Annotated in this window: 18 protein-coding genes and 1 riboswitch; of the genes, 11 read left to right on the top strand and 7 right to left on the bottom strand. The window is 45.2% G+C overall.

Annotated elements, in window-relative coordinates; translation table 11 throughout:
* The first annotated feature begins 80 nt into the window (after positions 1–80).
* Both AC58U0_RS12185 and AC58U0_RS12180 read left to right on the top strand, forming a co-directional pair.
* Positions 81–2,141 carry a carbon starvation CstA family protein gene (locus AC58U0_RS12185; protein ID WP_497379294.1) on the top strand — a complete coding sequence of 687 codons (2,061 nt, stop codon included), beginning with the start codon at positions 81–83 and terminating at the stop codon, positions 2,139–2,141.
* A gap of 4 nt (positions 2,142–2,145) precedes the next feature.
* The gene (locus AC58U0_RS12180) at positions 2,146–2,340 is read left to right on the top strand and encodes a CstA-like transporter-associated (seleno)protein (RefSeq protein ID WP_497379293.1); all 195 of its coding nucleotides are present in this window, start codon (positions 2,146–2,148) and stop codon (positions 2,338–2,340) included.
* Between the two features lie 56 nt (positions 2,341–2,396).
* Here the strand turns inward: AC58U0_RS12180 and AC58U0_RS12175 are convergent, their stop codons facing one another.
* From AC58U0_RS12175 to AC58U0_RS12165, 3 genes are all read right to left on the bottom strand, one after another.
* The gene (locus AC58U0_RS12175) at positions 2,397–3,152 is read right to left on the bottom strand and encodes a DeoR/GlpR family DNA-binding transcription regulator (protein WP_057306057.1); all 756 of its coding nucleotides are present in this window, start codon (positions 3,150–3,152) and stop codon (positions 2,397–2,399) included.
* A 923-nt stretch (positions 3,153–4,075) separates the two neighbouring features.
* Positions 4,076–5,014 carry an aldo/keto reductase gene (locus AC58U0_RS12170; RefSeq protein ID WP_497379292.1) on the bottom strand — a complete coding sequence of 313 codons (939 nt, stop codon included), beginning with the start codon at positions 5,012–5,014 and terminating at the stop codon, positions 4,076–4,078.
* Positions 5,015–5,047: 33 nt separating this feature from the next.
* The gene (locus AC58U0_RS12165) at positions 5,048–6,049 is read right to left on the bottom strand and encodes a Gfo/Idh/MocA family protein (protein WP_497379291.1); all 1,002 of its coding nucleotides are present in this window, start codon (positions 6,047–6,049) and stop codon (positions 5,048–5,050) included.
* Positions 6,050–6,181: 132 nt separating this feature from the next.
* Between AC58U0_RS12165 and AC58U0_RS12160 the strand changes: the two genes are divergently transcribed.
* Positions 6,182–7,027 carry a helix-turn-helix transcriptional regulator gene (locus AC58U0_RS12160; RefSeq protein WP_497379290.1) on the top strand — a complete coding sequence of 282 codons (846 nt, stop codon included), beginning with the start codon at positions 6,182–6,184 and terminating at the stop codon, positions 7,025–7,027.
* On the opposite strand, the gene AC58U0_RS12155 is transcribed toward AC58U0_RS12160, so the two are convergent.
* On the bottom strand, positions 7,016–7,831 hold the full coding sequence (locus AC58U0_RS12155; RefSeq protein ID WP_497379289.1) for a glycosyltransferase family 2 protein: 816 nt from the start codon (positions 7,829–7,831) through the stop codon (positions 7,016–7,018). The genes AC58U0_RS12160 and AC58U0_RS12155 overlap by 12 nt on opposite strands.
* Before the next feature lie 97 nt (positions 7,832–7,928).
* Between AC58U0_RS12155 and AC58U0_RS12150 the strand changes: the two genes are divergently transcribed.
* The 7 genes from AC58U0_RS12150 to AC58U0_RS12120 all read left to right on the top strand — a co-directional run bounded on the left by AC58U0_RS12150 (position 7,929) and on the right by AC58U0_RS12120 (position 16,412).
* Positions 7,929–10,436: an HAD family hydrolase gene (locus AC58U0_RS12150; RefSeq protein ID WP_497379288.1), complete on the top strand. Its 2,508-nt coding sequence runs from the start codon at positions 7,929–7,931 to the stop codon at positions 10,434–10,436.
* 153 nt (positions 10,437–10,589) lie between these two features.
* Positions 10,590–11,393 carry a VanW family protein gene (locus AC58U0_RS12145; protein WP_497379287.1) on the top strand — a complete coding sequence of 268 codons (804 nt, stop codon included), beginning with the start codon at positions 10,590–10,592 and terminating at the stop codon, positions 11,391–11,393.
* A gap of 85 nt (positions 11,394–11,478) precedes the next feature.
* Positions 11,479–12,117 (top strand): DUF2238 domain-containing protein, encoded by a 639-nt coding sequence (locus AC58U0_RS12140; RefSeq protein ID WP_497379286.1) that lies wholly within the window; start codon positions 11,479–11,481, stop codon positions 12,115–12,117.
* 166 nt (positions 12,118–12,283) lie between these two features.
* Positions 12,284–13,369: a lactonase family protein gene (locus AC58U0_RS12135; RefSeq protein WP_497379285.1), complete on the top strand. Its 1,086-nt coding sequence runs from the start codon at positions 12,284–12,286 to the stop codon at positions 13,367–13,369.
* A gap of 814 nt (positions 13,370–14,183) precedes the next feature.
* A complete protein-coding gene (locus tag AC58U0_RS12130; RefSeq protein ID WP_497379284.1) occupies positions 14,184–14,633 on the top strand; it encodes a MarR family winged helix-turn-helix transcriptional regulator in 450 nt (149 codons plus the stop codon).
* Entirely contained in the window at positions 14,630–15,898 is a 1,269-nt protein-coding gene (locus tag AC58U0_RS12125) for an MFS transporter (protein ID WP_497379283.1), read from the top strand. Before AC58U0_RS12130 ends, AC58U0_RS12125 begins: the two co-directional genes overlap by 4 nt.
* A gap of 115 nt (positions 15,899–16,013) precedes the next feature.
* Positions 16,014–16,412, top strand: a complete 399-nt coding sequence (locus tag AC58U0_RS12120; RefSeq protein WP_056836124.1) for a hypothetical protein — start codon at positions 16,014–16,016, stop codon at positions 16,410–16,412.
* Positions 16,413–16,517: 105 nt separating this feature from the next.
* Here the strand turns inward: AC58U0_RS12120 and AC58U0_RS12115 are convergent, their stop codons facing one another.
* The 3 genes from AC58U0_RS12115 to AC58U0_RS12105 all read right to left on the bottom strand — a co-directional run bounded on the left by AC58U0_RS12115 (position 16,518) and on the right by AC58U0_RS12105 (position 20,459).
* Positions 16,518–16,880, bottom strand: coding sequence for a LytTR family transcriptional regulator DNA-binding domain-containing protein (locus AC58U0_RS12115; RefSeq protein ID WP_497379282.1), 363 nt, complete (start codon positions 16,878–16,880; stop codon positions 16,518–16,520).
* Between the two features lie 181 nt (positions 16,881–17,061).
* On the bottom strand, positions 17,062–18,486 hold the full coding sequence (locus tag AC58U0_RS12110) for an NAD(P)/FAD-dependent oxidoreductase (protein ID WP_497379281.1): 1,425 nt from the start codon (positions 18,484–18,486) through the stop codon (positions 17,062–17,064).
* 57 nt (positions 18,487–18,543) lie between these two features.
* Positions 18,544–18,642: riboswitch (purine riboswitch) on the bottom strand.
* Between the two features lie 74 nt (positions 18,643–18,716).
* A complete protein-coding gene (locus AC58U0_RS12105) occupies positions 18,717–20,459 on the bottom strand; it encodes a sensor histidine kinase (RefSeq protein ID WP_497379280.1) in 1,743 nt (580 codons plus the stop codon).
* Between the two features lie 86 nt (positions 20,460–20,545).
* Between AC58U0_RS12105 and AC58U0_RS12100 the strand changes: the two genes are divergently transcribed.
* Positions 20,546–21,280, top strand: a complete 735-nt coding sequence (locus AC58U0_RS12100; protein WP_497379279.1) for an MBL fold metallo-hydrolase — start codon at positions 20,546–20,548, stop codon at positions 21,278–21,280.
* Positions 21,281–21,519: the final 239 nt, after the last annotated feature.

Raw genomic sequence — 21,519 nt, 5'->3', positions numbered from 1 at the left:
AACCAAACAAGCTATACTCCTTGTAAGCGTTATCAACCAAGAGTCAATTGAAGAAAAAACACTTACTAGGAGTGATGGCAATGAAAAACAAATTTACTTCGTATGTGATATGGGGAGCGATTGCGGCATTAGGTGCAGCAGGTTTTGCTATGCTCGCGCTTTCGAGTGGCGAGAAGATTTCGGCCGTTTGGTTAATCATTGCGGCGATCTGTACGTATGCTTTTGGTTACCGTTTTTACAGTCGGTTCATTGCTAGGAAAATTTACGAGTTAAATGACAAACGGGCAACCCCAGCACATGTTCATAACGATTCCAAAGATTACGTCCCGACGAATAAATATGTTCTCTTTGGCCATCATTTCGCGGCCATCGCTGGAGCAGGACCGCTAGTTGGTCCGATTTTAGCTGCGCAAATGGGGTATTTACCCAGCATTCTCTGGATTATTATCGGGGCCGTTCTTGCTGGCTGCGTACAAGACTTTGTGACCCTTGTCGGATCCATGCGTCGGGATGGAAAGTCACTGGGTCAAATGGCCAAAGACGAAGTCGGTCGATTCAGCGGTACGTTAGCATCCATTGCAACGTTAGCGATCCTCATTATTATCGTCGCTGTTCTTGGACTCGTCGTTGTGAAAGCGCTAGCAGAATCGCCGTGGGGCTTGTTTACGATTGCCATGACCATGCCAATTGCCATATTCATGGGCTTTTACATGCGTTATATTCGACCTGGTAAAGTGATCGAGGGCTCCATCATTGGTTTCGTTTTATTGATGATTGCTTTATGGTCAGGACAGTACGTGGCGGAAAGTCCAATGCTGTCCCAAATGTTTACCTTCACCGCTCCGCAAATCGCCATTTTAATGGTCGTCTACGGCCTTATTGCTTCCATTTTGCCGGTTTGGGTCCTTCTTGCACCGCGTGACTATTTGAGCTCTTTTCTGAAAATCGGTGTTATCATCTTACTGGCTGGCGGCATCATGGTCCTTTTACCGGATCTAAAAATGCCGGCTGTGACCCAATTTATTGATGGAACAGGTCCTGTATTTTCCGGTAATTTATTCCCGTTCTTATTCATTACGATAGCTTGCGGCGCAGTTTCTGGATTCCATTCTTTGATTTCTTCCGGTACGACTCCGAAAATGATCGATAGAGAAAGTCATGCCCCTTTTATCGGTTTTGCCGGTATGGCTGCAGAATCCTTCGTCGCTGTTATGGCACTGATCGCTGCGTGCTCCTTAGAGCCTGGCGTTTACTTCGCGATGAACTCTTCACCTGCTGTGATTGGAACAGATCCGGCTGCCGTCGCGGCCAAAATCTCGTCATGGGGCTTCACGTTGACTCCCGATCAGATTACAAGCACGGCTAAAGCAATTGGTGAAAAGACGATCCTTTCGAGAACAGGCGGGGCACCAACGCTTGCCGTAGGTATGGCTGAGATCTTTTCAACGTTCCTAAATGGAGCCAAAGCATTCTGGTACCATTTCGCTATATTATTTGAAGCGGTCTTTATCTTAACAGCTGTGGATGCAGGAACGCGCGTTGGACGTTTTATGCTGCAGGATTTGATCGGTAACTTCTACAAGCCATTTGGCCAAACGAAAGATTTCAAATACAATTTCATTGCTTCACTGCTTGTCTGCTCGGCTTGGGGATACTTCTTGTATCAAGGGGCGATTGATCCGTTCGGAGGTATCAATTCCTTATGGGCTTTATTTGGAATCGCGAATCAAATGTTAGCTGCCATCGCCTTAGCTGTAGCCGTAACGATTATGGTTAAAATGGGCAAAGCCCGGTACGCTTGGGTAGGTATCCTTCCTTTTGTGTTCCTCTCCGTGACGACATTGACCGCCGGCTTTCAAAAAGCATTTTCCGGTAACGCAAGTATCGGGTTTTTAGCGGCAGCAAAGAAATACCAAGCAGGAATTGACAAAGGCCAAGTCATCGCACCTGCTAAGAATATGGATGTCATGCATCAGATTGTGACGAATAACTATATCGATGCAGCGCTGACGATCTTCTTCGGTATTGTAGTCATTCTAATGATCATCATCTCTTTACGGGGTTGGTACAATATCTTGATTCAAAAGCAGAAACCTCACTTGAATGAAGCGCCTTTTGTACAATCCACATTTGGAGCCTGATGCCATGAAAAAAATAACAAACTTTACAAACAAGGTCAGCACCACAATCAAGGTCATTTTCAATATCCCGGACTATGAAAGATACATGAAGCATCAACAGGACCATCATCCCAATGAGACACCATTGACGGAAAAGGAGTTTTACATGCTTTCCCTTCATGAACGTTATGAAAGCGGCAAAATTAATCGCTGCTGTTAAAAGAGAAACGGAGCATTACGGGAGGAATGAACCCGAGATGCTCCATTTTTATTTCTTTATAGAAATGGCGCTCCGGCTTCCTTGAAAGCAAGCTTCATTTCTGGTGTTATGGCTGAATCGCTTATAATCCCAATGGTTTCTTGGACTTCTCCTATCACAAACAGGGAGCTTCTGCTGAACTTGGAATGATCGGCAACGAGGTAAGTTTCCATAGACTGCTTCATCATGCGCCGATTGGTCTCGGCTTCCAGCTCATTATAAATCATCATACCGCGGGATAGCGAGACACCGTCCACACCCATGAAAGTTTTGCGAATGCTGAGATTTTCTAACGTTGCATTGGCGAGTGGTCCCGATAGCTCGAAGGTTTGGGTGCGAATCACTCCACCCGTTAGAATGAGCTGAAGCCCTGGCGTTCCGATCAGTTCATAGGCGATATTCACCGCATTCGTGATAACGGTAAGGTTCTTGAATTGGTTAAGCTTTTTAGCGATAAATGTCGTTGTCGTTCCACCGGTTAAACCGATAATATCGCCATCTTCAATATAGCGCAGCGCCTTGTCGGCGATTTCTTTCTTCTCATCCGTGTAGAGGTCCATTTTGTTGAAAAAAGGGACTTCGACCTTCAAGCTTTCAAGCACGGCGCCTCCAAAGGTGCGGATGCAGCGCTTTTCTTGTTCGAGTATCTCAAGATCCCGTCTAGCCGTTGCTTCCGATACAGCAAACTGCTTGACGATATCAGTCAAGGCAATGGAGCCTTTATCTTTAATAGCTTGCATAATCGCATCGCGGCGAATGTCTGTCTTTCCCATGGTACCTCCTAAAAGCAGATCCTTATTCTTCCTGTAGATAACGCTTACTTATATCTTATCATTCAATGGATAAGCCGTCCATCGGATGGCCTCGAAGATTGGAGGCGCGGAGCGAAATGCGCCACATAGGGGTTGCTGGAGACTCTTATTTGAGTGGAAAGTGCTAGAAAAGCAAAAATAGCAGTCTCTAGAGGCTCTTATTTGCTCAGATTTTATTCAATTCGAGCTCAATTTTCTAGATAAGAGTCTTTAGAGACTCTTATTTGAGTGGAAAGTGCCAGAAAAGCAAAAATAGCAGTCTCTAGAGGCTCTTATTTGTTCAAATTTTATTCAATTTGAGCTCAATTTTCTAGATAAGAGTCTTTAGAGACTCTTATTTGAGTGGAAAGTGCCAGAAAAGCAAAAATAGCAGTCTCTAGAGGCTCTTATTTGCTCAGATTTTATTCAATTTGTGCTCAATCTGCAAGATAAGAGACCCCAGAGTCATGTGTCACTTTAGCGATGATTTACATCGCTAAAGTGAGTGGGAGTGCGAAATTTGCTGCGGTAGCGATGATTTATAGCGTTAAAATACTGGAAGTGAGTAGTTTGGTTGTCATGTGTCACTTTATTGATGCATTTACATCGCTAAAGAGAGTGGGAGTGCGAAATTTGTTGAAGTAGCGATGATTTATAGCTTTAAAGTAGCTGACAGTGGGTAGGCGGAAGTGGAAAGTGAGTAGTTTTGAGAGTCTGGAGGAGAGAGAGAGGCTGATATCCATTATGTGGGTACATATACAAAACACACGAAGCCCCCGGCCCAAAATAGGCCGGGGGGAGGTCTTCAAGCGGCACCTTTGCGGCACACAAGCGGCACCCTTTGCGGCACCACAAGCGGCACCCTTTGCGGCACCACAAGCGGTGCCGCAAAGGTGCGCAGCTTGCTACACCGTAGCTGCGGTCAGATCAAGCCATGCCAGCTCCTGCGGAGTCAGCACAAGCTGCGCGCCGTCACGGCATGAGTGCATTTCGGCTTCGCTGCGCGGGCCAATGAGCGCGCAGGCCGGGAACGGCTGGCTCAGCACATAGGCGAGCGCGATTTGGATCGCGCTGACGCCTTTTTCCTGCGCCAGCTGTTCGGCGCGGCGCAGCCGCGTCCAGTTCTCGTCGCTGTAGAAGACACGGACGAGGTCGGCGTTTTCGCGGTTCTCCGGTGTGAACCGTCCAGTGAAAAATCCGCGTGCCTGCGAAGACCAGGACAGCAGCGGAAACTGCTTGGCTTCGTGCCAGCGCAGCGCCTCTTCATCGGTTGAGACGCAGCCGGCCCAGAATGGCTCGTTCGCTTTGGCGAGGCTTAGGTTAGGGCTGCTAAACCTGAAGCCAATTAGACCATGCTGCTCGGCATAATCAGCTGCTTCTTGCAGACGTTCATGTGTCCAGTTGGACCCGCCAAAGGCGCGGATTCTTCCAGCTTCCACATGTTCATTCAGTGCTTCGAGGATAACGCCGACGGGTGTTGCCGGGTCATCGCGATGAAGCGCATAGAGATCAATATAGTCAGTGCGCAGTCTCTCAAGACTTGTGAACAGGTCACTGCGAATCGCTTCCGGATTCACTCGGGGCCCGTTAGCATCATGGTGTGCACCCTTGGTAAAGATATTGATGTCATCGCGATTGCCCATTTCATTCAGCCAAATCCCAAGCGCTTGCTCGCTCTGGCCGCCACAATAGATGAAGGCAGTGTCAATTGTATTTCCGCCAATAGATAAATAATGCCCAAGGATATCGCTGACTTCTTGACCATTGTCTAGTCTAAAAAAGTCCGATCCCATGATCAGTTTAGATACGGGTTTATCTAATCCTTTAATTTGAATGTGCTTCATAAGAAATTATCCCTGCTTTCTTTGTATGAATAATTATTGATTAATTACAATTCGCGAGCGCTCTCTAGCTGACTTCAGACATGCATCAATCACTTTCATGTTGTTAATGGCATCACTCGCTGGGAAACGAGGTGCTTTCTCACCCCAAGCAGCATAAGCCATATCGTCTGCCTGTAGTGAATATTGGTTCAGGAACGGAACCTCTTCTTCACGTTGGTCATTTCCAACAAATACGTTAAAGTGGCCAGATTCTTCCGTTGGCGTTATAAAAGCCGAAGGGATTTCAATGCGTCCCAGTGTGCCTAACACTTCAATCTTATTTCGGAAAGCAGCCCACATCCCGCAGTCAAAGGTTAGCGCGACATTACCGCTAAATTCAACTAAGCCGGACATCATCATATCGACATCATCATGCTCAGGTGAGAAGAAAGCATGGGTGGTTACAGCCTCAGGTTCTCTGCCTAACAGCATTCTAGCTGCACTTAATGGATAACAGCCTACGTCATAGAGCGCGCCGCCTCCCCATTCGCGTACGAAGCGAACATTTTTGCTATCTCCCGGATTACTGAAGGTAAAAACACTATGAATTCCACGAATATCACCGATTTCACCCGAGTCCATAATAGCTTTGATTCGCTCGTACCGCGGGTGGTGTCTATACATGAAGGCTTCGGCAAAAAGCACTCCTGCTTGCTCGCATGCCGTAACCATTTCTTGAACATCATCTGAAGTAAGAGAAGCTGGCTTTTCGCATAATACATGCTTACCTGCCTGAGCAGCACGAATCGTCCACTCTTTGTGCAGATGGTTCGGAAGCGGTATGTATATGGCATCAATTTCTGGATCCTCGATCAATTCTTCATAACTGCCATAAGCCTTAGGAATATCAAGCTTAGCCGCAGTTTCCTGTGACTTCTGTAAATTGCGGCTGGCAATAGCGCTTACAATTCCAGTTTGAGACTGCTTGATACCAGGAATACAAGCCCTTATGGCTATATTGGCGCAACCTAAAATCCCCCAACGAAGCTTTGTCATTACAGCACTTCTCCTTTTGTAAAATATTTGATAACGGTATATTGTTATTATAAAACGAGTTATTTAAAATGAATATGATAATATATTGCACCCAGTATCGGAATATTGTCATTTAGAAGAGGAGGCGTAAAGATGCAAAGGCATGTCATGCTGCCAAGATTGCAGCAATCTTCTCATTTCATTTTTCCAGAATCTGTTGGCTGGTACCAGGATCTCTCCAATCATTCTGTCTATCGACCCGAAGGGTTGTGCGAGACATTTAGCTTGCATTTCATCGTTTCAGGTAAAGGGTACGTCGAGATCGAGGGGGAACAGTATCCTATTCAAAAAGGGGATGCTTTTCTGTATTTTCCGTACCAAGAACAAAAATACTACAGCTCGAAGGAAGATCCTTGGGATGTCCGATGGTTTCATTTTTATGGAAATCATATCAAGGAGTTTATGCTGGAACGAGGATTTCTACGTACCTTGTGGACGTTAAAGCGTTGGAATGAGCTTGAAGAAGCGTATCATGAGCTTTTGCTGGAGGCGGAGACGAATAGCATCCTTCGGACAACGAATCTCTCGACGCTGACGTATAAGATATTGTGCGAATTCATGAGCTATGCGGCGCCTTTAACGGGAAATCGCGGGATGGAATCCGTGGATCGTATTCTCGCCTTACTTCCCTTGATGCAGCAAAAAGCCTGTGAACCGTTCATCTTGGAAGAATGGGCGGAGCTCACAGGCGTAAGCACATACTATTTCTGTAAATTGTTTCGTAAAGCCATGTCGATGACACCGCTCTCCTTCATTACACTTTGCCGCATTCAATTTGCTAAGCAGCGATTAATTGAAAAGGAAAACTGGCCGATCAAAGACATCGCCAAGGAGTCAGGTTATGCCAGCGCGAGTTATTTCAACCAGCGGTTTCAGGAGCATGAAGGAATGACGCCAAGCGAGTTTCGAAGCTTTTATGCCAAAAGCTTATTTGGATAAACGAGAACGAATCGGTTTCCCGTCCCAAATGATTTCGGTCACTGCTTGGCGCGCTTTTACTTCCGGTTCTTCCAGCAGGAGGAAGAAATTTTTCGTTGGCAATTCACCTAGTTGATGCTTGGCTGAGAGCATGTCCAAAAAGGGGCGCATATTGTCTAATTGACCCGACATATTGCTGCTGCCTTGCTGCGAAAATGCATAGAGTACGCTAGCTATTGGCGCACGTTTCACGCGGAATTGTTCGGCTGCCCGTAAGAAGAAATCCCAGTCCCAATAATGAAATACGTCCGTGTCAAAAGAGCCAAGAGCATTGATAACATCGGGTCGAAATATACAGCCGGAAGAAAAGAAGGTCGAAAACCTGCGCATCGCAGGCACATCGAATTCATAAGCAAAAACGAACCGATCTGTGATGGAACGGGCGTTATTTTCATAAACATAATCGAAAATTTCTACATCTGGATAGACGAGGTCATAGCCTTCAATTTCTTGCAGCATGCGCTCGATATGGATCGGAAGCAGCAGATCGTCGTCATCACAAAGCATGATGTAATCGCCTTTCACCTCTTGCAATCCGCGGTTGCGCGCATGAACATGCTTCAAGTTTTGCGGCATATTGATGATCTGAATAGCCAGTTCGGGGTATAATTCCTGAATGAAATCGACGGAGGGGCCGCAATCGTTAACGATGATGATTTGCAGGTTTTTGTACGTTTGGCGGTATAATGATTCTGCAAGCTCAGCGAGTTCAATTTGGCGATTATACGTGGGGATAATAATGGACACTAATGGCTGAAATGACATGAAAAAGCGCACCTCCGAATTATGGTAGTTTAAGCTTACCTCAATTTCGGTGTACTTCTCAAATATAAGTTACAAAGAATAATTAGGGAGGTTCCTAATGCTAGAAGTACCGCATACAAGTATAAGCTTTACCGATCTTCATTTATGGAAAAAGGATCGTTTTCTAAGCGGTTTGATTGGCGAAATCGACGCGATTGAGCTGCTCAGTTTGGATATTTTCGATACGCTATTATTTCGTACATGTGCGAATCCTTCTGATGTTTTTGTTCTGGTTGCAGAAAAAGCTCACCGTATTGGCTGCCTGAAGGCATCCATAACGCCAGCTGTTTTCAAAGAGATGCGGATTCGTGCTGAGAACAAAGCTCGTCATAGGCAAGCTGCCGCAACGGGATTTGGCGAGGTCACTTTGGAACTCATTTATGCTGAGATGCCGGAAGGAATCTGCAACACGGATAAGATGGCTCAGATAGAAGTCCAAATAGAGGCGGAAGTTTGCTATGTGAACCCGCATGTGGCGTCATTGTTAGCTGCTTGTAAAAGCAAACAGATTCCGGTAGCGCTGTTATCGGATATGTATTTATCCTCAGCGCAGCTGCGTTGGATTCTTGCATCAGCAGGTCTAGATTTATCAAGTGTGGATACGCTGCTCGTTTCTTCGGAGGAGCATGAAGGGAAGTCATCGGGGCATTTATTCGCCCGGTTGAAGGAACTTTACCCTAAGATCGCAAGTCACGCTATTGTACATATTGGCGACAATATAGCCGCAGATGTAGAAGGTGCCTCCAAAGAAGAAATAAGGAGCATTCACTACAATGTCATTCCTGAGCATTTCGAGAGCTTGCATCACTGGGAATATGTTAGACATGGACATGTACTGCCGGAATGGAAATCCCTGCGGAAGTTAGCTGAAACCTCGGATATGACGGTTGGAATGGGGGAGCTTGAACGTTTTTTTTATAGGATGGGTACCCGTGTAATAGGACCGTTCTTGCAAGCCCTGTGTGAATGGGTCATTGATCAATGCGTGGATGAGGGCATCCAGACTGTACATCCTTTAATGAGAGAAGCTTATTTGTTAGCTCCGATGCTTGAAAATGCTGCGCGTATTCGAGGTGTTGACCTCGAGATTAAGCCGATCTATGTTTCCAGACAAGCTACTTTTTTGGCAGGACTGGAGAGCTTTGGTGATGATGAGCTAGCGTTTTTGCTCGGCATTCACGGTTTGAAAATAGGCGAGCTATTCGAGGTGCTCGATATCAGTGAGGAAGGCGTTCATTTTAAAGCGTTTTTGCAGGAAAGAATTGAAAATTGCAAGTATAGGGTAGGCGAAAATGGAAGCTCAATCTACGATCAAGTTGCGGGTTTTCTACGAAGTACACCTATACAAACTAAGATTATGGCGTCTGTGCATCGGCATAGGCAGCTTTTTGTAAGTTATTTGAAGCAAGAATTTGGTTCGCCTGAACGGTTGGTAACGGTCGATATTGGCTTCCATGGAACGATTCAGAAATCACTGGAAAAAATCGTGAGTCTAGCGGGACATAAGCCGCAGATGACGCATTTGCTTGCTGTTGGCGCTAATCGGCTGGATGAGCTGAGCATGCGCGGTATGGATATCCGTAGTATGCTGCGTTCGGGTAGCGGGGGAAGTGATGAGGGGAAACGCATCGCAAGGACGCCGGCTTTTTTGGAGGAGCTCATGATGGGCGATTTCGGTTCGACGCTGCGTTATGCTGAAGGTGAGCTCGGTCATATCAGGCCGATTACGGCAGAGTTGAAACGTACTGACGAAGAGTATGCGATGAAACGGGCATGCCAAGAAGGTGCTTTGGCGTTCCAAGGTTATTATGCCTATCTGCTGCAGCAGAAAGTGGGGCGATTGCAGCGCGCTTCCTTACAGCCTGTGGAGTGGAGCAAGCCGCTGCACCGTGTTCTCGATATGCCGAGACCCGAAGAAGCACGGTTGCTGGGGGATTTAACGCATCAGGACAATTTCTGTACCGAGTACATTGCACCGATTTGTGAAGATGTGGCCGAGGAATGGTTCGCGCAGGGGCCGGAAGCATTTATGAATTCCTGTAACTATGGGCCGTCGATTTTGAATGCGAATTGGCCGCAGGGCCTTGTGACTAGACGATTTCCGTATTATTTATATACATACTATTTGCGGCTTCAAGATGGGTTCGGCAGCCAGGTGATGCTGTTTGAGACGATCCAAAGGGTGAAAGATGATGGCATAAGTGCCTTTCATCTTTATGGAACTGGCGCTTTTGCCGAGCAGGCCTTGAAAATGGCTTGGTTTTACGGACTTCAGATTCGTTATTGGATTGATCCGCAAGTTGGACTTACTGCTTCGCCTTGGGGGCGGTTTGCTTATGTTACTTTGGAACAGGTGAGAGATGGGGGGACAAACGCAGAGAAAGTGGAAGAGACAAGGGCTGAGACTGGATTTGGGACAGAGACAGAGAAAGAGACAGAGAGAGGAACTGCCCCTCACGCTTTCTTGATCGCGACGTTATCTGAGATGAAGGAATATAAGAACCATATTTTGCATGTATATGAGGGTAGTGAGGTAACGCCGATCTTTTACGAGCTTCGTCCTTAGGAAATTACACCTAATATAGGGATCTTTGGTCGTAGACCAAAGTCTCTCCTCGTTTAAGTCATTGAACCAAATCGATGGATGGAACATCTTAATTAGAGATTTATTAGCTCGCAGGATGAACCTATTTTTGGTTGAAAAAGGAAGGTGAATGGGATGAAGCAAAAGTTACTAAGCTTGTTTCCCGTGCTTTATCGCTTGCGAATTGCCCAGTTAAGACTTAAACGGCACTTCAAGAATTTGAATCCATCCATTACATACGCTAAGCATAGAGTTGTCCATTCGCTTCCCTATACTTGCAAAAAGCACCAATCCTTACTGCGAAGAAAGCTCGGTTCTTCCGATCCTATTTTACAAGAAAACAAAATTACAAATCTTCGGATCAGCGTTGGACGTATGGATGGCATTGTGATTCGACCGGGTGAAACCTTTTCCTTCTGGAAATTAGTTGGGAAAACAACGTCGGCTAAAGGCTACATCGAAGGCCTGCTGTTATCGCAAGGCGGTGTGAAGCGTGGTGTTGGAGGCGGGATATGCCAGTTGGGCAATTTGCTATTTTGGATGGCTTTGCATACCCCTCTTCAAGTCGTGGAGCGGCATCACCACAGCTTTGATCCATTTCCGGATGATCATCGGGTTCTGCCTTTTGGGAGCGGAGCGAGTGTATTTTACAATTATATCGACCTGCGTATTTATAATGCTACCCAGCATACTTTCCAGTTCCGGTTGTGGCTGACGGATGAGCATTTGAAAGGCTCTGTACATTGTGACGTGCTTTTACCGCATGCCTATCATATCGAGGAGAGAAACCACCGTTTTCTTGAGAAAGAGGGCCGGAACTATCGTGAAAATGAAATTTGGCGCAAGGTTGTTGATAAAAGAACTGGAAACATAACTGCGGAGGAGCAAATGATTCATAACTTCTCTGAAGTGAAGTATGACTTGTTCAATACGTCTTAAAAAGGTACTAGTTGAAGTTAGTACTTTTGGAAAAGATAGTGGCGAGGTAACCTGAGTTTATAGAAATAACAAGGGGGACTAAGCCATGCAAACCATTTCATTCACTAAAAATTGGTTTTTGCAAATGATGATCGTTCTGTATGTAGGGATATGGATTTGGCTGGCGGTGGAGCCTTACAGCAGGTATGACTGGGTTCTGGAAAATCTGCTGATATGGGCAGCGCTAATTGGACTTGTAAGTACGTATAAGTTTTTTTCATTTACAAATCTGTCTTATGCATGGATTGCTTTGTTCCTGTTGCTGCATACGTTTGGGGCTCATTATTCGTATAACGAGAATTGGGTGGATGTTTGGTTGAAGCTAATTCTTCATACGGAACGTGATCATTATGACCGTTTGGTGCATTTTAGCTTTGGACTGCTCCTTGCCTATCCGATTCGGGAAGCGATGAGTGCATGGACGCGTCTAGGCAGTAAATGGCTTTATGTGATTACCTGTGTCATCGTGTTGGCAATGGGGGCTTTTTATGAGCTTATTGAAATGTGGGTGGCCCTGCTTGTAGCCCCTGAAATTGGAACATTGTTCCTCGGAACACAAGGTGATCCCTGGGATACGCACCACGATATGGAGCTTGCTTTGTATGGGGCGGTGATTGCTATGGTGGTCACTGCGGTTTGGCGTAAGGTGCGGGTGGGTAGCAAAGTCAAGAAAGCAGGATTATGAGATTAAGTAGGGAAATAGGAGAGCAGGTTAATGAGAAAAGTAATGCGGGATTTATGAGATTAAATAAGAGATAGTAAAGCTGGATTTATGAGATCAAGTAAGAAATGAGTACAATAGAAGTGACACAATTTATAGTAGAAATCGCTATCGTGGAGGCTGGTTGCCAATGTCAGTAGGAGAACAGAAAGAATTGTTTGTCTATGTCGGTTCCTATACAGATGAGCGCAATGCAAAAGGGATTTCATTATATGCGTTCAATCCTCTGAGCGGAGAAATGAGGTTGGTGGAATCGTATACGGATCTGCCCAATGCCTCCTTCCTTGCTATGAATGAGGCACGGACGCTGTTGTATGCGGTGAGCGAGACCGAAACGTATAATGGTCGTTTCGGAGGCTCCGCGGCAGCTTATGCGATAGAAACCGGCACCGGGAGGCTGAAGAAGTTGAACCAGCAGCCTACGGACGGAGCTGCTCCTTGTTATATCAGCTTGGACCAGACTAACCGAACGGTGTATGTAGCGAATTACTCAAGCGGCAGTGTGACCGTTTATCCGGTAGAAACGGACGGGCGGCTTGGCGAGCATGCGCAGTTGGTGAAGCATGAAGGCCCATTGGGGCCGCGTGCGGATCGCCAAGAGGCTCCGCATGCGCACTCGATTGTTCCGGCACCGAACAATCGGTATGCGATTTCAGCCGATCTGGGCCTTGATCGGCTGGTGGTTAGCAGCATCGACGCGGAGAGCGGCTTGCTTCTGCCGCATGGCGATGCGGCGATGAAGCCGGGCGCAGGCCCGCGGCATTTGGTTTATAGCGCGGACAGTCGGTACGTGTACGCGATCAATGAGCTGGACAGCACGGTTACCGTGCTGGGCTATGAGGCCGACGCGGGAGTTCTGACCGCGCTCCAGAGCATTTCGACGCTGCCGGAAGGCTTCAGCGGCGAGAGCACATGCGCGGACATCCATCTCTCTGAGGATGGCCGCTATGTGTATGCATCTAACCGCGGACACGATAGTATCGCGGTTTATGAAGTTGACCGACAAAACGGCACGCTGTCGGTCGTGGGTTGGCAGGCGACGCTCGGGCGGACGCCGCGGAACTTTGCCCTGTCGCCGCAGGGGGAGTTCCTCCTCGCGGCGAACCAGGACTCGAACAGCATTACAGTATTCCGCATCGATGCGGAAACTGGAATGCTGCGTGAAACAGGGCAAACGGTAGCGGTATCGCGACCGGTTTGCATTAAGTTTCTTTAGGACATAAAGAGCAAACACCCACGCAGCGTAGGCTGTTGGGTGTTCGCTTTTTTTTTGTCTTGTTAGGCAGGTGGCCAATTCCTGCTTTGCTAGGGTTTTCGCATACGATAGGTTCGGAAAACGAGCCTATCTCAGTCAACGGTAGAATAGGCTCGTTTTCCGAGTTATTCTTGTTTGCTTCATTCCTTACTTCACTTCACTTCACTTCACTTCACTTCACTTCACTTCACTTCACTTCACTTCACTTCTCCTTCCTTAATACTGCCCTAAGCTTTAGGGATTGCTGAACGGCCAGGAGCGGGACTTCTCTACCTCACTGTAGCGATGATTTTCATCGCTACAGTGAGGTAGAAGACCAATTTTGCCCTCATAGTGATGAAAAACATCCTTAAAGATGGCGGTTTTACATCTTTTGACCAAAGAGATGGTCTGAGACGATGTTTTTCATCGTTAAATGCATGAAAAAATGAATTCAAGTCTTGTTAACGATGAAAAACATGCTTAATGCCACAGAAGTTCCTACTCCATCTAAAACTCACTGATATAGCAGCAAATTTAGTAAGCAGCCGCAGGGAAGTAGGCTGTATTTTTGTAGGTGTAGGTGTAGGTGTAGGTGTTAGGTGTAGGTGTTAGGTGTTAGGTGTTAGGTGTTAGGTCTTGCCCTTGCTCTTGCCCGTAATATCGCTCTTATCCTTGGTCATAAATTAGGCAAGAAAATTAGTTGCACATGCAACTAATCGGGCGTATGATAAAACAGTATCAAGTGCAACGATTCGGAAGATTACTACAGCTCAAACGAAGGAGACATGTTTTTATGATCGAAAATAGAAATTCGATACCAAGGTGGGTCTCACTCATTTACCGTTACGGGCAGATGTATATTGGTGAGCATTTGAAGAAATACGACATCGGCAGAGGGCAGCATATTTTCATCAACGCGCTGTATAAAGAAGATGGTCTTACGCAAGAAGAGTTGGCGGATTATTTGAAGATTGATAAAGGTACGACAGCAAAAGCGCTTAAAAAGTTAGAAGAGCAAGGCTACATAACCCGCACGGTCAGTAAAAAAGATAAGAGATGCAACGAAGTTCATCTAACGGAAAAGGCGCTGCTGATTAAGGGGGATGTGCGGAAGGTGCTAACAGATTGGCGAGAACGTCTTACGTATGGTTTAACGGATGAGGAGAAGCAACTGGCTTTGACGATTTTGGAGAGAATGGGAGATAATGCGTCCCGTTTCGCAGAGGAGCAGGTGAAGCCATGAATATGAAACTTGCAGGTTCACTGTTTGTTGATAAGCATTTTCATGCTTTAACGCATCGTAATTATCGGTATCTTTGGTTAGGTCAGTGTGTATCGCTCATTGGAACCTGGATGCAAAATATTGGGCAGTCTTGGCTCGTTCTGACGATCACTGGCTCGCCTCTTAAGCTTGGCATTGTTGCGGCATGTCAGTTCCTCCCCATCCTTTTATTTTCCTTGTTTGCAGGCATTATTGTCGATAAGTTTCCAAAGAAGAACATCTTGCTTGTTACCCAAACGGTCGCGATGATTCTAGCCTTTACGTTAGCTATACTCGTCTTGACGGATACGGTAAAGTACAGCTACATTATTGTGCTAGCGCTGCTGCTTGGACTTAATAACACGCTCGATATGCCAACAAGACAGTCTTTTAATATAGAAATTGTGGGAAAAGAAGATCTTATGAATGCCATAGCTCTTAATTCAACGACATTTAACATGGCAAGAATCGTTGGTCCTGCGATTGGTGCGGTGATGATGGCTTGGCTGGGTGCTGGTTGGTGTTTCTTGCTCAATGGGGTTAGCTTCCTAGCTGTTCTGTATGGATTGTTTCATATTCAAGCAGCACCTTATGTTAGGAAGAAGAACTCACGCGATGGAATAATGAAGGAAATTAAAGATGGAATTGTCTATATTGCGAGGGATCCTTTACTAGCACAGACTGTGCTTCTCGTAACGGTGATCGGCACCCTCGCTTTTAACTTTAATGTACTCATTCCGGTTTTTACTAAAAGTGTGCTGCACATGGGAGAGACAACGTATGGCACGTTAATGTCATGTCTGGGTGTGGGTTCTTTCGGGGGGGCTCTTACGATGTCATTTCGCAGTAAGCAAGGGCCAATGCTGAAATTAAGTATTGTAGCTAGCTTAGTGGTTGCGGTTTGTTTGGTCTTAAATGGACTAAGTACCTCCGTTTGGGTCTGTGGCGGATTGTTAGCTTTAACTGGATTTTTCAACATCATATTTGCAACAAATAGTAATTCTTCCCTTCAGATGCATGCCAAAGAAGAGTATCGCGCGCGCGTAATGAGTGTGTATTCACTTGTATTTGCGGGCTCCACGCCGATAGGAAGTATTTTTGCTGGTTTTGTTGCAGATCGATATGGTGCAAATGGGGCTTTCGTCTGTTGCGGAGTGTTAACTGGTGTGCTTTGTCTGATTATTATTTGGAATTATAGGAAGAAATCTCCTGGAAAATCACTAGGGGAGATAGGCACTGCGTCATAAAAAAAGAGGATATGTTATTTTTTATTGCAAAAATAACCATTTTTTGGATTGTCAATTGTTGGTGTATCCGCTACAATATGAGTTATATTCATGTCGTTATTGGGGAGGGAATCTTGTGCTGGGTTTTTTGAAAAAATGGATGCATACACCAAAGCAGGAACCTACGAACGCTGTGGATTATAAAACGATGGAAATCGACGTTGTTATCAAGTGCTTTGTGTCGGATAAAGACAAGCCGTTTCGTGTGATTTTTAAAGTGGAGAAACAAGGCTCATTCTTTTCCAAAGATATTTTCGTGAAAAATGTGGATATTAAGACACCCTACGAACTGGTTTATAACTTCTCCACACTTGGAATGAACTATGAAGAGCTGAAGAAGTACGAAAGCACAGATCATGCTGAGTACAGCTTCGCGACTTTGGAAGAAGCCAAAAAGGTGAAAGATACAACAGTCGACTACATACGCTTTCTTATCCGTGAGCATCAACAAGAAACACTCGCAAAAATTTCATAGGATTCGACCAAAAAGGAGCTAGCGAGGATTCTCGTTAGCTCCTTTTCTGTATAACCTCGCGGCCGCTGTAGTTTATTATAATGCTGCGCTTTAAGGAAGGTTTCTTTATTTTGCTGATTCACCTGCAGCTGCTTCCGTTTTGTGCTGCTGCACGATTTCTTTCAGTCGGAATTGGCGAAGCTTCGTAATCGATGCGAATTTGGAATCAGCACCCTTGATTTCGAAAAATACTTTGCCATCCTGAATCTGTAGAATTTTCCTTGTATTCACATAGCAATCCGTATTGACCTTGAAAAAGGAGCTATTTGTAGTAATTTCTTGAATTTGCTCAGTGGTCATGCGTTTTTTAATGTGATAGTTTTTCCCATGGAAAGAGACGAGCCCATGTTCTCCGACACGGAAGTACATAATATCCTTCTCCAGTGTGAAATCTTCATAGGTGTTTCTAGTTTCGAGCGCTACATTCATTTTGTAATCCCCCTTTTAAAATGATAACGCTTACATTGAGAACGTTTTCATCTTACCATATTTTAAAAGAGATTTAAAGTAGTTTTAAACGTAAAAATATCATTGTACCAAACTCTAATGAGTTAGGTACAATGGATAACTGCAGATTTTGACGAAAGAAATCGTATTTCCCCGGAAATAATTAGACGACTACGTTGCGTGCTACCCAGACACCTGCAGCCCCAGCTTGGGCCAAGCCTCTTGTAATTCCTGCCCCGTCACCGCCGCAGAACAAGCCTTGTATCTCGGTTTCGAAACTTGCACTAAGTTTAGGTCGAGCGGAATAGAATTTCGCTTCAACACCATAGAAAAGCGTATGCTCAGAAGCGATGCCTGGCGTTACCTTCTCAAGCGCTTGAATCATTTCAATTAGACTTTTCATTGTATTGTAAGGAAGAACAAGTCCTAGATCACCAGGAACAGCTTCTGATAATGTCGGCTCAAGGAAGCCTTCGCGAATCCGATCAGCCGTTGACCTGCGTCCGCGCATGATGTCTCCAAATTTCTGCACGATAACACCGCCGCTGGATAAGTCATTCGCATGTTTACATATTTCCCGCGCATATTCATTCGGCTTATCGAAAGGCTCAGTGAATTTATGAGAAACGAGCAGGGCGAAGTTCGTATTACTGGAACCTAGGGCTGGATCCTTGTAAGAGTGGCCGTTCGCTGCCATGACGCCGCTGTGATTCTCGACCACAACATGACCGGATGGATTGCTGCAAAATGTACGTACTCGTGTACCCACCGATGTATTATAAATGAACTTACCTTCATAAAGATGCTCGTTGATCTCGCGCATAACGACATCCGACGTTTCTACGCGGACACCTACGTCGACTTGATTGTTATACATTTTAAGTCGGCGCTTTTTAAGTACTTGGGTTAACCATGCAGAACCGTCTCTACCTGGAGCTAACATCACTTGTTTACTATGAATTTCAGTGCCATCCTTCATACGAATACCTTGGATGACATGCTTGTCTTCCCGTTTGAAAGTTAGGATATCTTCAACTTCAGCTTTGAACTGCATATCAATACGTGTTTTCAAATGTTCATAGATGGATTTCAAAATCATCAAGTTTTGCTCGGTTCCCAGGTGTCTAACCTGAGCGCGAAGCAGCTTTAAGCCTGCCGCATAGGAGCGCTGTTCTATATCTTTTACGGCCTCTGTCGTAGGATCCGTAATATTCTCGGTTGCACCATGCTGTAGATTAATGCCATCCACATAACGAATCAGATCGATCACTTTGGTTGGTGCCAAATAATCCGTCATCCAGCCGCCGAATTCGGTGGTGATGTTGAATTTGCCGTCGCTATAAGCGCCGGCGCCTCCGAAGCCAGCTGTGATGGAACAGGCAGGAAGACAGCCTGAGAAGTCCTTTTTGCCTGCTGGGGGAGGACACAGTTTGATTTTACTTTCCAGGATCGGACAACTGCGATGGTAAATATCATGGCCTTTGTCTACGAGCAATACTTTAGCGTTAGGGTGAAGCAGTGTCATTTCATAACAGGCGAAAATACCGGCAGGTCCTGCACCAACAACGATAAAATCATATGTTTTCATTGCAATCTCCTCTGGATCATTCTTTTTGGACACAAAAAAACCCAGCCACACGGGTATGCGAAAGCAAGTACCCGTCGTAGCTAGGAAGTTATGGCTCCCTCTAGAGACCCTTAAGCCAATCCTCAAGGATATACGAACGATTTATACGTATGTGGCTATTACTAACTGCCTTGACTATCATAATACGAACATTAAATGATGTCAAATAGATATTGTTCGTGTAATTTCAATTATACAACAATTGAAATCGTAAAGCAGGTTTCGGCTTCTGAACTGCTGACATGAACGGTTCCGTTATACTTGTCCACTAGTTTTTTGACAATGCTCAACCCTAAACCGGCGTGGAGGCCTGATTCTTGTTTCGTAGAGAAGCCAGGCTCGAATATACTTTCTAGACGATCGCTGGGGATTGGATCTCCGTTATTGATGACCTTGAATGTAAGTACATTTCCTTCCAAAATGCCAAGTAAACGGACTTCTTTGTCCTCTGCGTTTTTGGAAACAGTAACAGCATCAAACGCGTTATCGATTAAATTGCTGATGATTCGAACCAAATCTGTCGCTTTGACAGCTCCAAGGTTGATCTGATTTAAATTACCGACTTCATGAATGAATGTAATTTTGCGCTCGACGGCCTGTATAACCTTAGATTGTACAATCGCGCATAAAGCGGGCACGTTAATTTGAATAATGTCATTCAAAGCGGTTGTTTCACCAATAATCTCGGTGGTGTAACGATCTAATTCCGTATATTCTTTCAAATGAACGAGAGAATGTATCGTAGCCACATGATTATTGAAATCATGGCGCTGCTCTTTCATGGAACGGAACAGTGAACCGATATGATCCACATAAACTTCTTGGATGCTTTCCGCGGTCGCTTCACGATTCCGATTGATGAAGCGGATGCTCAGAATAACTAGGATGAATGCGATTACTGCGGTTGATCCGATCAGAATGAGCAGGTTCATTTGCTGTTGTTGAATTGACTGTTGTACGGTTTCGTAATCGGCTGTCAAACCGATAACAACAGGGGAATCCAGTTGAAGCGGAATGAACATTTTGAGATAAGTTTTTCCGTCGATCGTGGTGATAAGCTGCTTTGTTTGCTTTGATTGCATGACGGCTTGCACCATCTCTTGATCCCGATTATCTTTCATCGTATAGGAACCGAACAATATTTCCCGATCTGTGAACCAAGTGTAGCCTTCCTTTTTATACTGTTCCTGCTGCTTCAGGAAGATCGGTGGATTGTATACGGCAATTTCTTTGGCGCCATTGTTGGAATAGCCATGAATCATTTCATTAATAACAGCATCCACACCCGTTTCCCGTTGATAATCTCGGAAGAACGTATCATGCACGTAGGGATCGAGAATATAATTCGTGCGGCCATCGTAATAGTAGCCCCATTTGTCAACAAACTGAGGACTCGTCATGGATGTATTCATGGGTCCTGACCAATAATGAGGCAGCGCTTGGCCGCTTTGTACATTCGTTTCTTTGGTGTCTAGAAGCTGATTGAACGCTTGAAACCAATCTCGGCTCCAGGTTTTGGTACTCATATTAATTTCCTTGGGCTCAGAGGATTTGTAGCCAATAATGTCATCACCGCTGCGTTTCATTAGTGTAATATGATCGATCATTAACTCCTTACTGAGAACGGTAAGCTCTTCATTCGTTACTTTCTCAATGTCAGGATCGAGTCGGTATTGTGCTGCTAAGGAAGCTGTACGCAGATTTTGACCGATTAGAGTTTCAACATATTTCTCACCTGTTTTGGAATGTTTAATGGAGATGGCGACGTTATCGGCGATAAGCTGCAGCTTGGTTTCAAGCTCAGAGGTTAGTATTCTCTTCGTATAATAGTAGAATACGCTATCCGTAAGTAGTACAATTATTAAGGATATCATTAGGATAAAGATCGAGGAGCGAAGGTGGATTTTCGGTTTTGGTTTATGTGGTCTATTCATGTTATCCTCCTAAAAATGTCCATATATATCAACTATCATCATAGTATATAAATACATAGAATCACATACGAAAAATGGAGGTATTTATGAAAGTAACATTTCTGGGTTGCGGGGACGGTTTTAGTATCGAGCAAGGGCATAATAGTGCTCTTCTTACTTTTGCAGATACGAATTTATGTATAGATTTCCCTGAGTCTAATCATCTTGGGCTGCATCAATTGGGAATGAAGCTCAATCAGATCGAGCACATTTTTATCACTCATCTGCATGAGGATCACGTGAATGGCTTGCAGAAGCTCGGTTTGTATCATCGGGTCTATCCTGGAAGAGTGAAGCCGAAGCTTTATGTACCTACCGGTTTAAAAGACGATTTGTGGCAAATCTTGCGCCACGGATTGGAGCTGACAACGCGGGGCAAGCGCGTGTTTGAGGACTATTTTGACGTCGAATGTGTGGAAAATGAGTTTACGGTAGCGGGTGTGAAATTCGAACTTGTCTCTACCTTGCATGTACCAGACATGCTTAGTTACGGCCTCCTATGCAAGCCATACTTCTACTTTAGCGGGGATACTAGGTTGGATGAAAGCTGCATTCGGAGTATCGCTGATGAGGTGCAAACCATTTATCACGAATGTCATATGCAAAATGATCAGCTGCCGTCACATACGTCACTTGAGGAACTGCTGACGCTGCCAGAAAGCATTCAAGCGAAGATGATTCTAATGCATTACGTGGATGATTATGTGCAGACGGATCGGCGTAAGAAGTTTCATCAGGAGTATAAGTTTCGGCTGGCTGAGCCTTTGCTAGGGTATTCGTAATAGTCTATACCTTGCAGCTAATGAAGGACCTACCTTATAATAGTTCTTACAGGGGAGGCGGTAAATATGGCAAATCAATTTGCCGGAATAAGTAACGACTCATGCAAAGCCTTTCATTAGGGCGATCTTTGCATGGGGTGATTGGGAAGTCGTGATCGCCCAAGAAAGCTTAAATCGTTTCTAGTAATGGGGCTTTGCAACTTATTTTGTTTTTATCAAAAATAAGGGGCTGAAAAGCA

It is taken from the genome of Paenibacillus sp. J31P190, assembly GCF_059692075.1.
This window is presented reverse-complemented; position numbering and strand designations above follow the sequence as displayed.

What these genes read in the sequence shown, in the direction of transcription:
- AC58U0_RS12185 (WP_497379294.1), top strand. Translation starts at nt 81, where the DNA reads ATGAAAAACAAATTTACTTCGTATGTGATATGGGGAGCGATTGCGGCA.
- AC58U0_RS12180 (WP_497379293.1), top strand. Translation starts at nt 2,146, where the DNA reads ATGAAAAAAATAACAAACTTTACAAACAAGGTCAGCACCACAATCAAG.
- AC58U0_RS12175 (WP_057306057.1), bottom strand. Translation starts at nt 3,152, where the DNA reads ATGGGAAAGACAGACATTCGCCGCGATGCGATTATGCAAGCTATTAAA.
- AC58U0_RS12170 (WP_497379292.1), bottom strand. Translation starts at nt 5,014, where the DNA reads ATGAAGCACATTCAAATTAAAGGATTAGATAAACCCGTATCTAAACTG.
- AC58U0_RS12165 (WP_497379291.1), bottom strand. Translation starts at nt 6,049, where the DNA reads ATGACAAAGCTTCGTTGGGGGATTTTAGGTTGCGCCAATATAGCCATA.
- AC58U0_RS12160 (WP_497379290.1), top strand. Translation starts at nt 6,182, where the DNA reads ATGCAAAGGCATGTCATGCTGCCAAGATTGCAGCAATCTTCTCATTTC.
- AC58U0_RS12155 (WP_497379289.1), bottom strand. Translation starts at nt 7,831, where the DNA reads ATGTCATTTCAGCCATTAGTGTCCATTATTATCCCCACGTATAATCGC.
- AC58U0_RS12150 (WP_497379288.1), top strand. Translation starts at nt 7,929, where the DNA reads ATGCTAGAAGTACCGCATACAAGTATAAGCTTTACCGATCTTCATTTA.
- AC58U0_RS12145 (WP_497379287.1), top strand. Translation starts at nt 10,590, where the DNA reads ATGAAGCAAAAGTTACTAAGCTTGTTTCCCGTGCTTTATCGCTTGCGA.
- AC58U0_RS12140 (WP_497379286.1), top strand. Translation starts at nt 11,479, where the DNA reads ATGCAAACCATTTCATTCACTAAAAATTGGTTTTTGCAAATGATGATC.
- AC58U0_RS12135 (WP_497379285.1), top strand. Translation starts at nt 12,284, where the DNA reads ATGTCAGTAGGAGAACAGAAAGAATTGTTTGTCTATGTCGGTTCCTAT.
- AC58U0_RS12130 (WP_497379284.1), top strand. Translation starts at nt 14,184, where the DNA reads ATGATCGAAAATAGAAATTCGATACCAAGGTGGGTCTCACTCATTTAC.
- AC58U0_RS12125 (WP_497379283.1), top strand. Translation starts at nt 14,630, where the DNA reads ATGAATATGAAACTTGCAGGTTCACTGTTTGTTGATAAGCATTTTCAT.
- AC58U0_RS12115 (WP_497379282.1), bottom strand. Translation starts at nt 16,880, where the DNA reads ATGAATGTAGCGCTCGAAACTAGAAACACCTATGAAGATTTCACACTG.
- AC58U0_RS12110 (WP_497379281.1), bottom strand. Translation starts at nt 18,486, where the DNA reads ATGAAAACATATGATTTTATCGTTGTTGGTGCAGGACCTGCCGGTATT.
- AC58U0_RS12105 (WP_497379280.1), bottom strand. Translation starts at nt 20,459, where the DNA reads ATGAATAGACCACATAAACCAAAACCGAAAATCCACCTTCGCTCCTCG.
- AC58U0_RS12100 (WP_497379279.1), top strand. Translation starts at nt 20,546, where the DNA reads ATGAAAGTAACATTTCTGGGTTGCGGGGACGGTTTTAGTATCGAGCAA.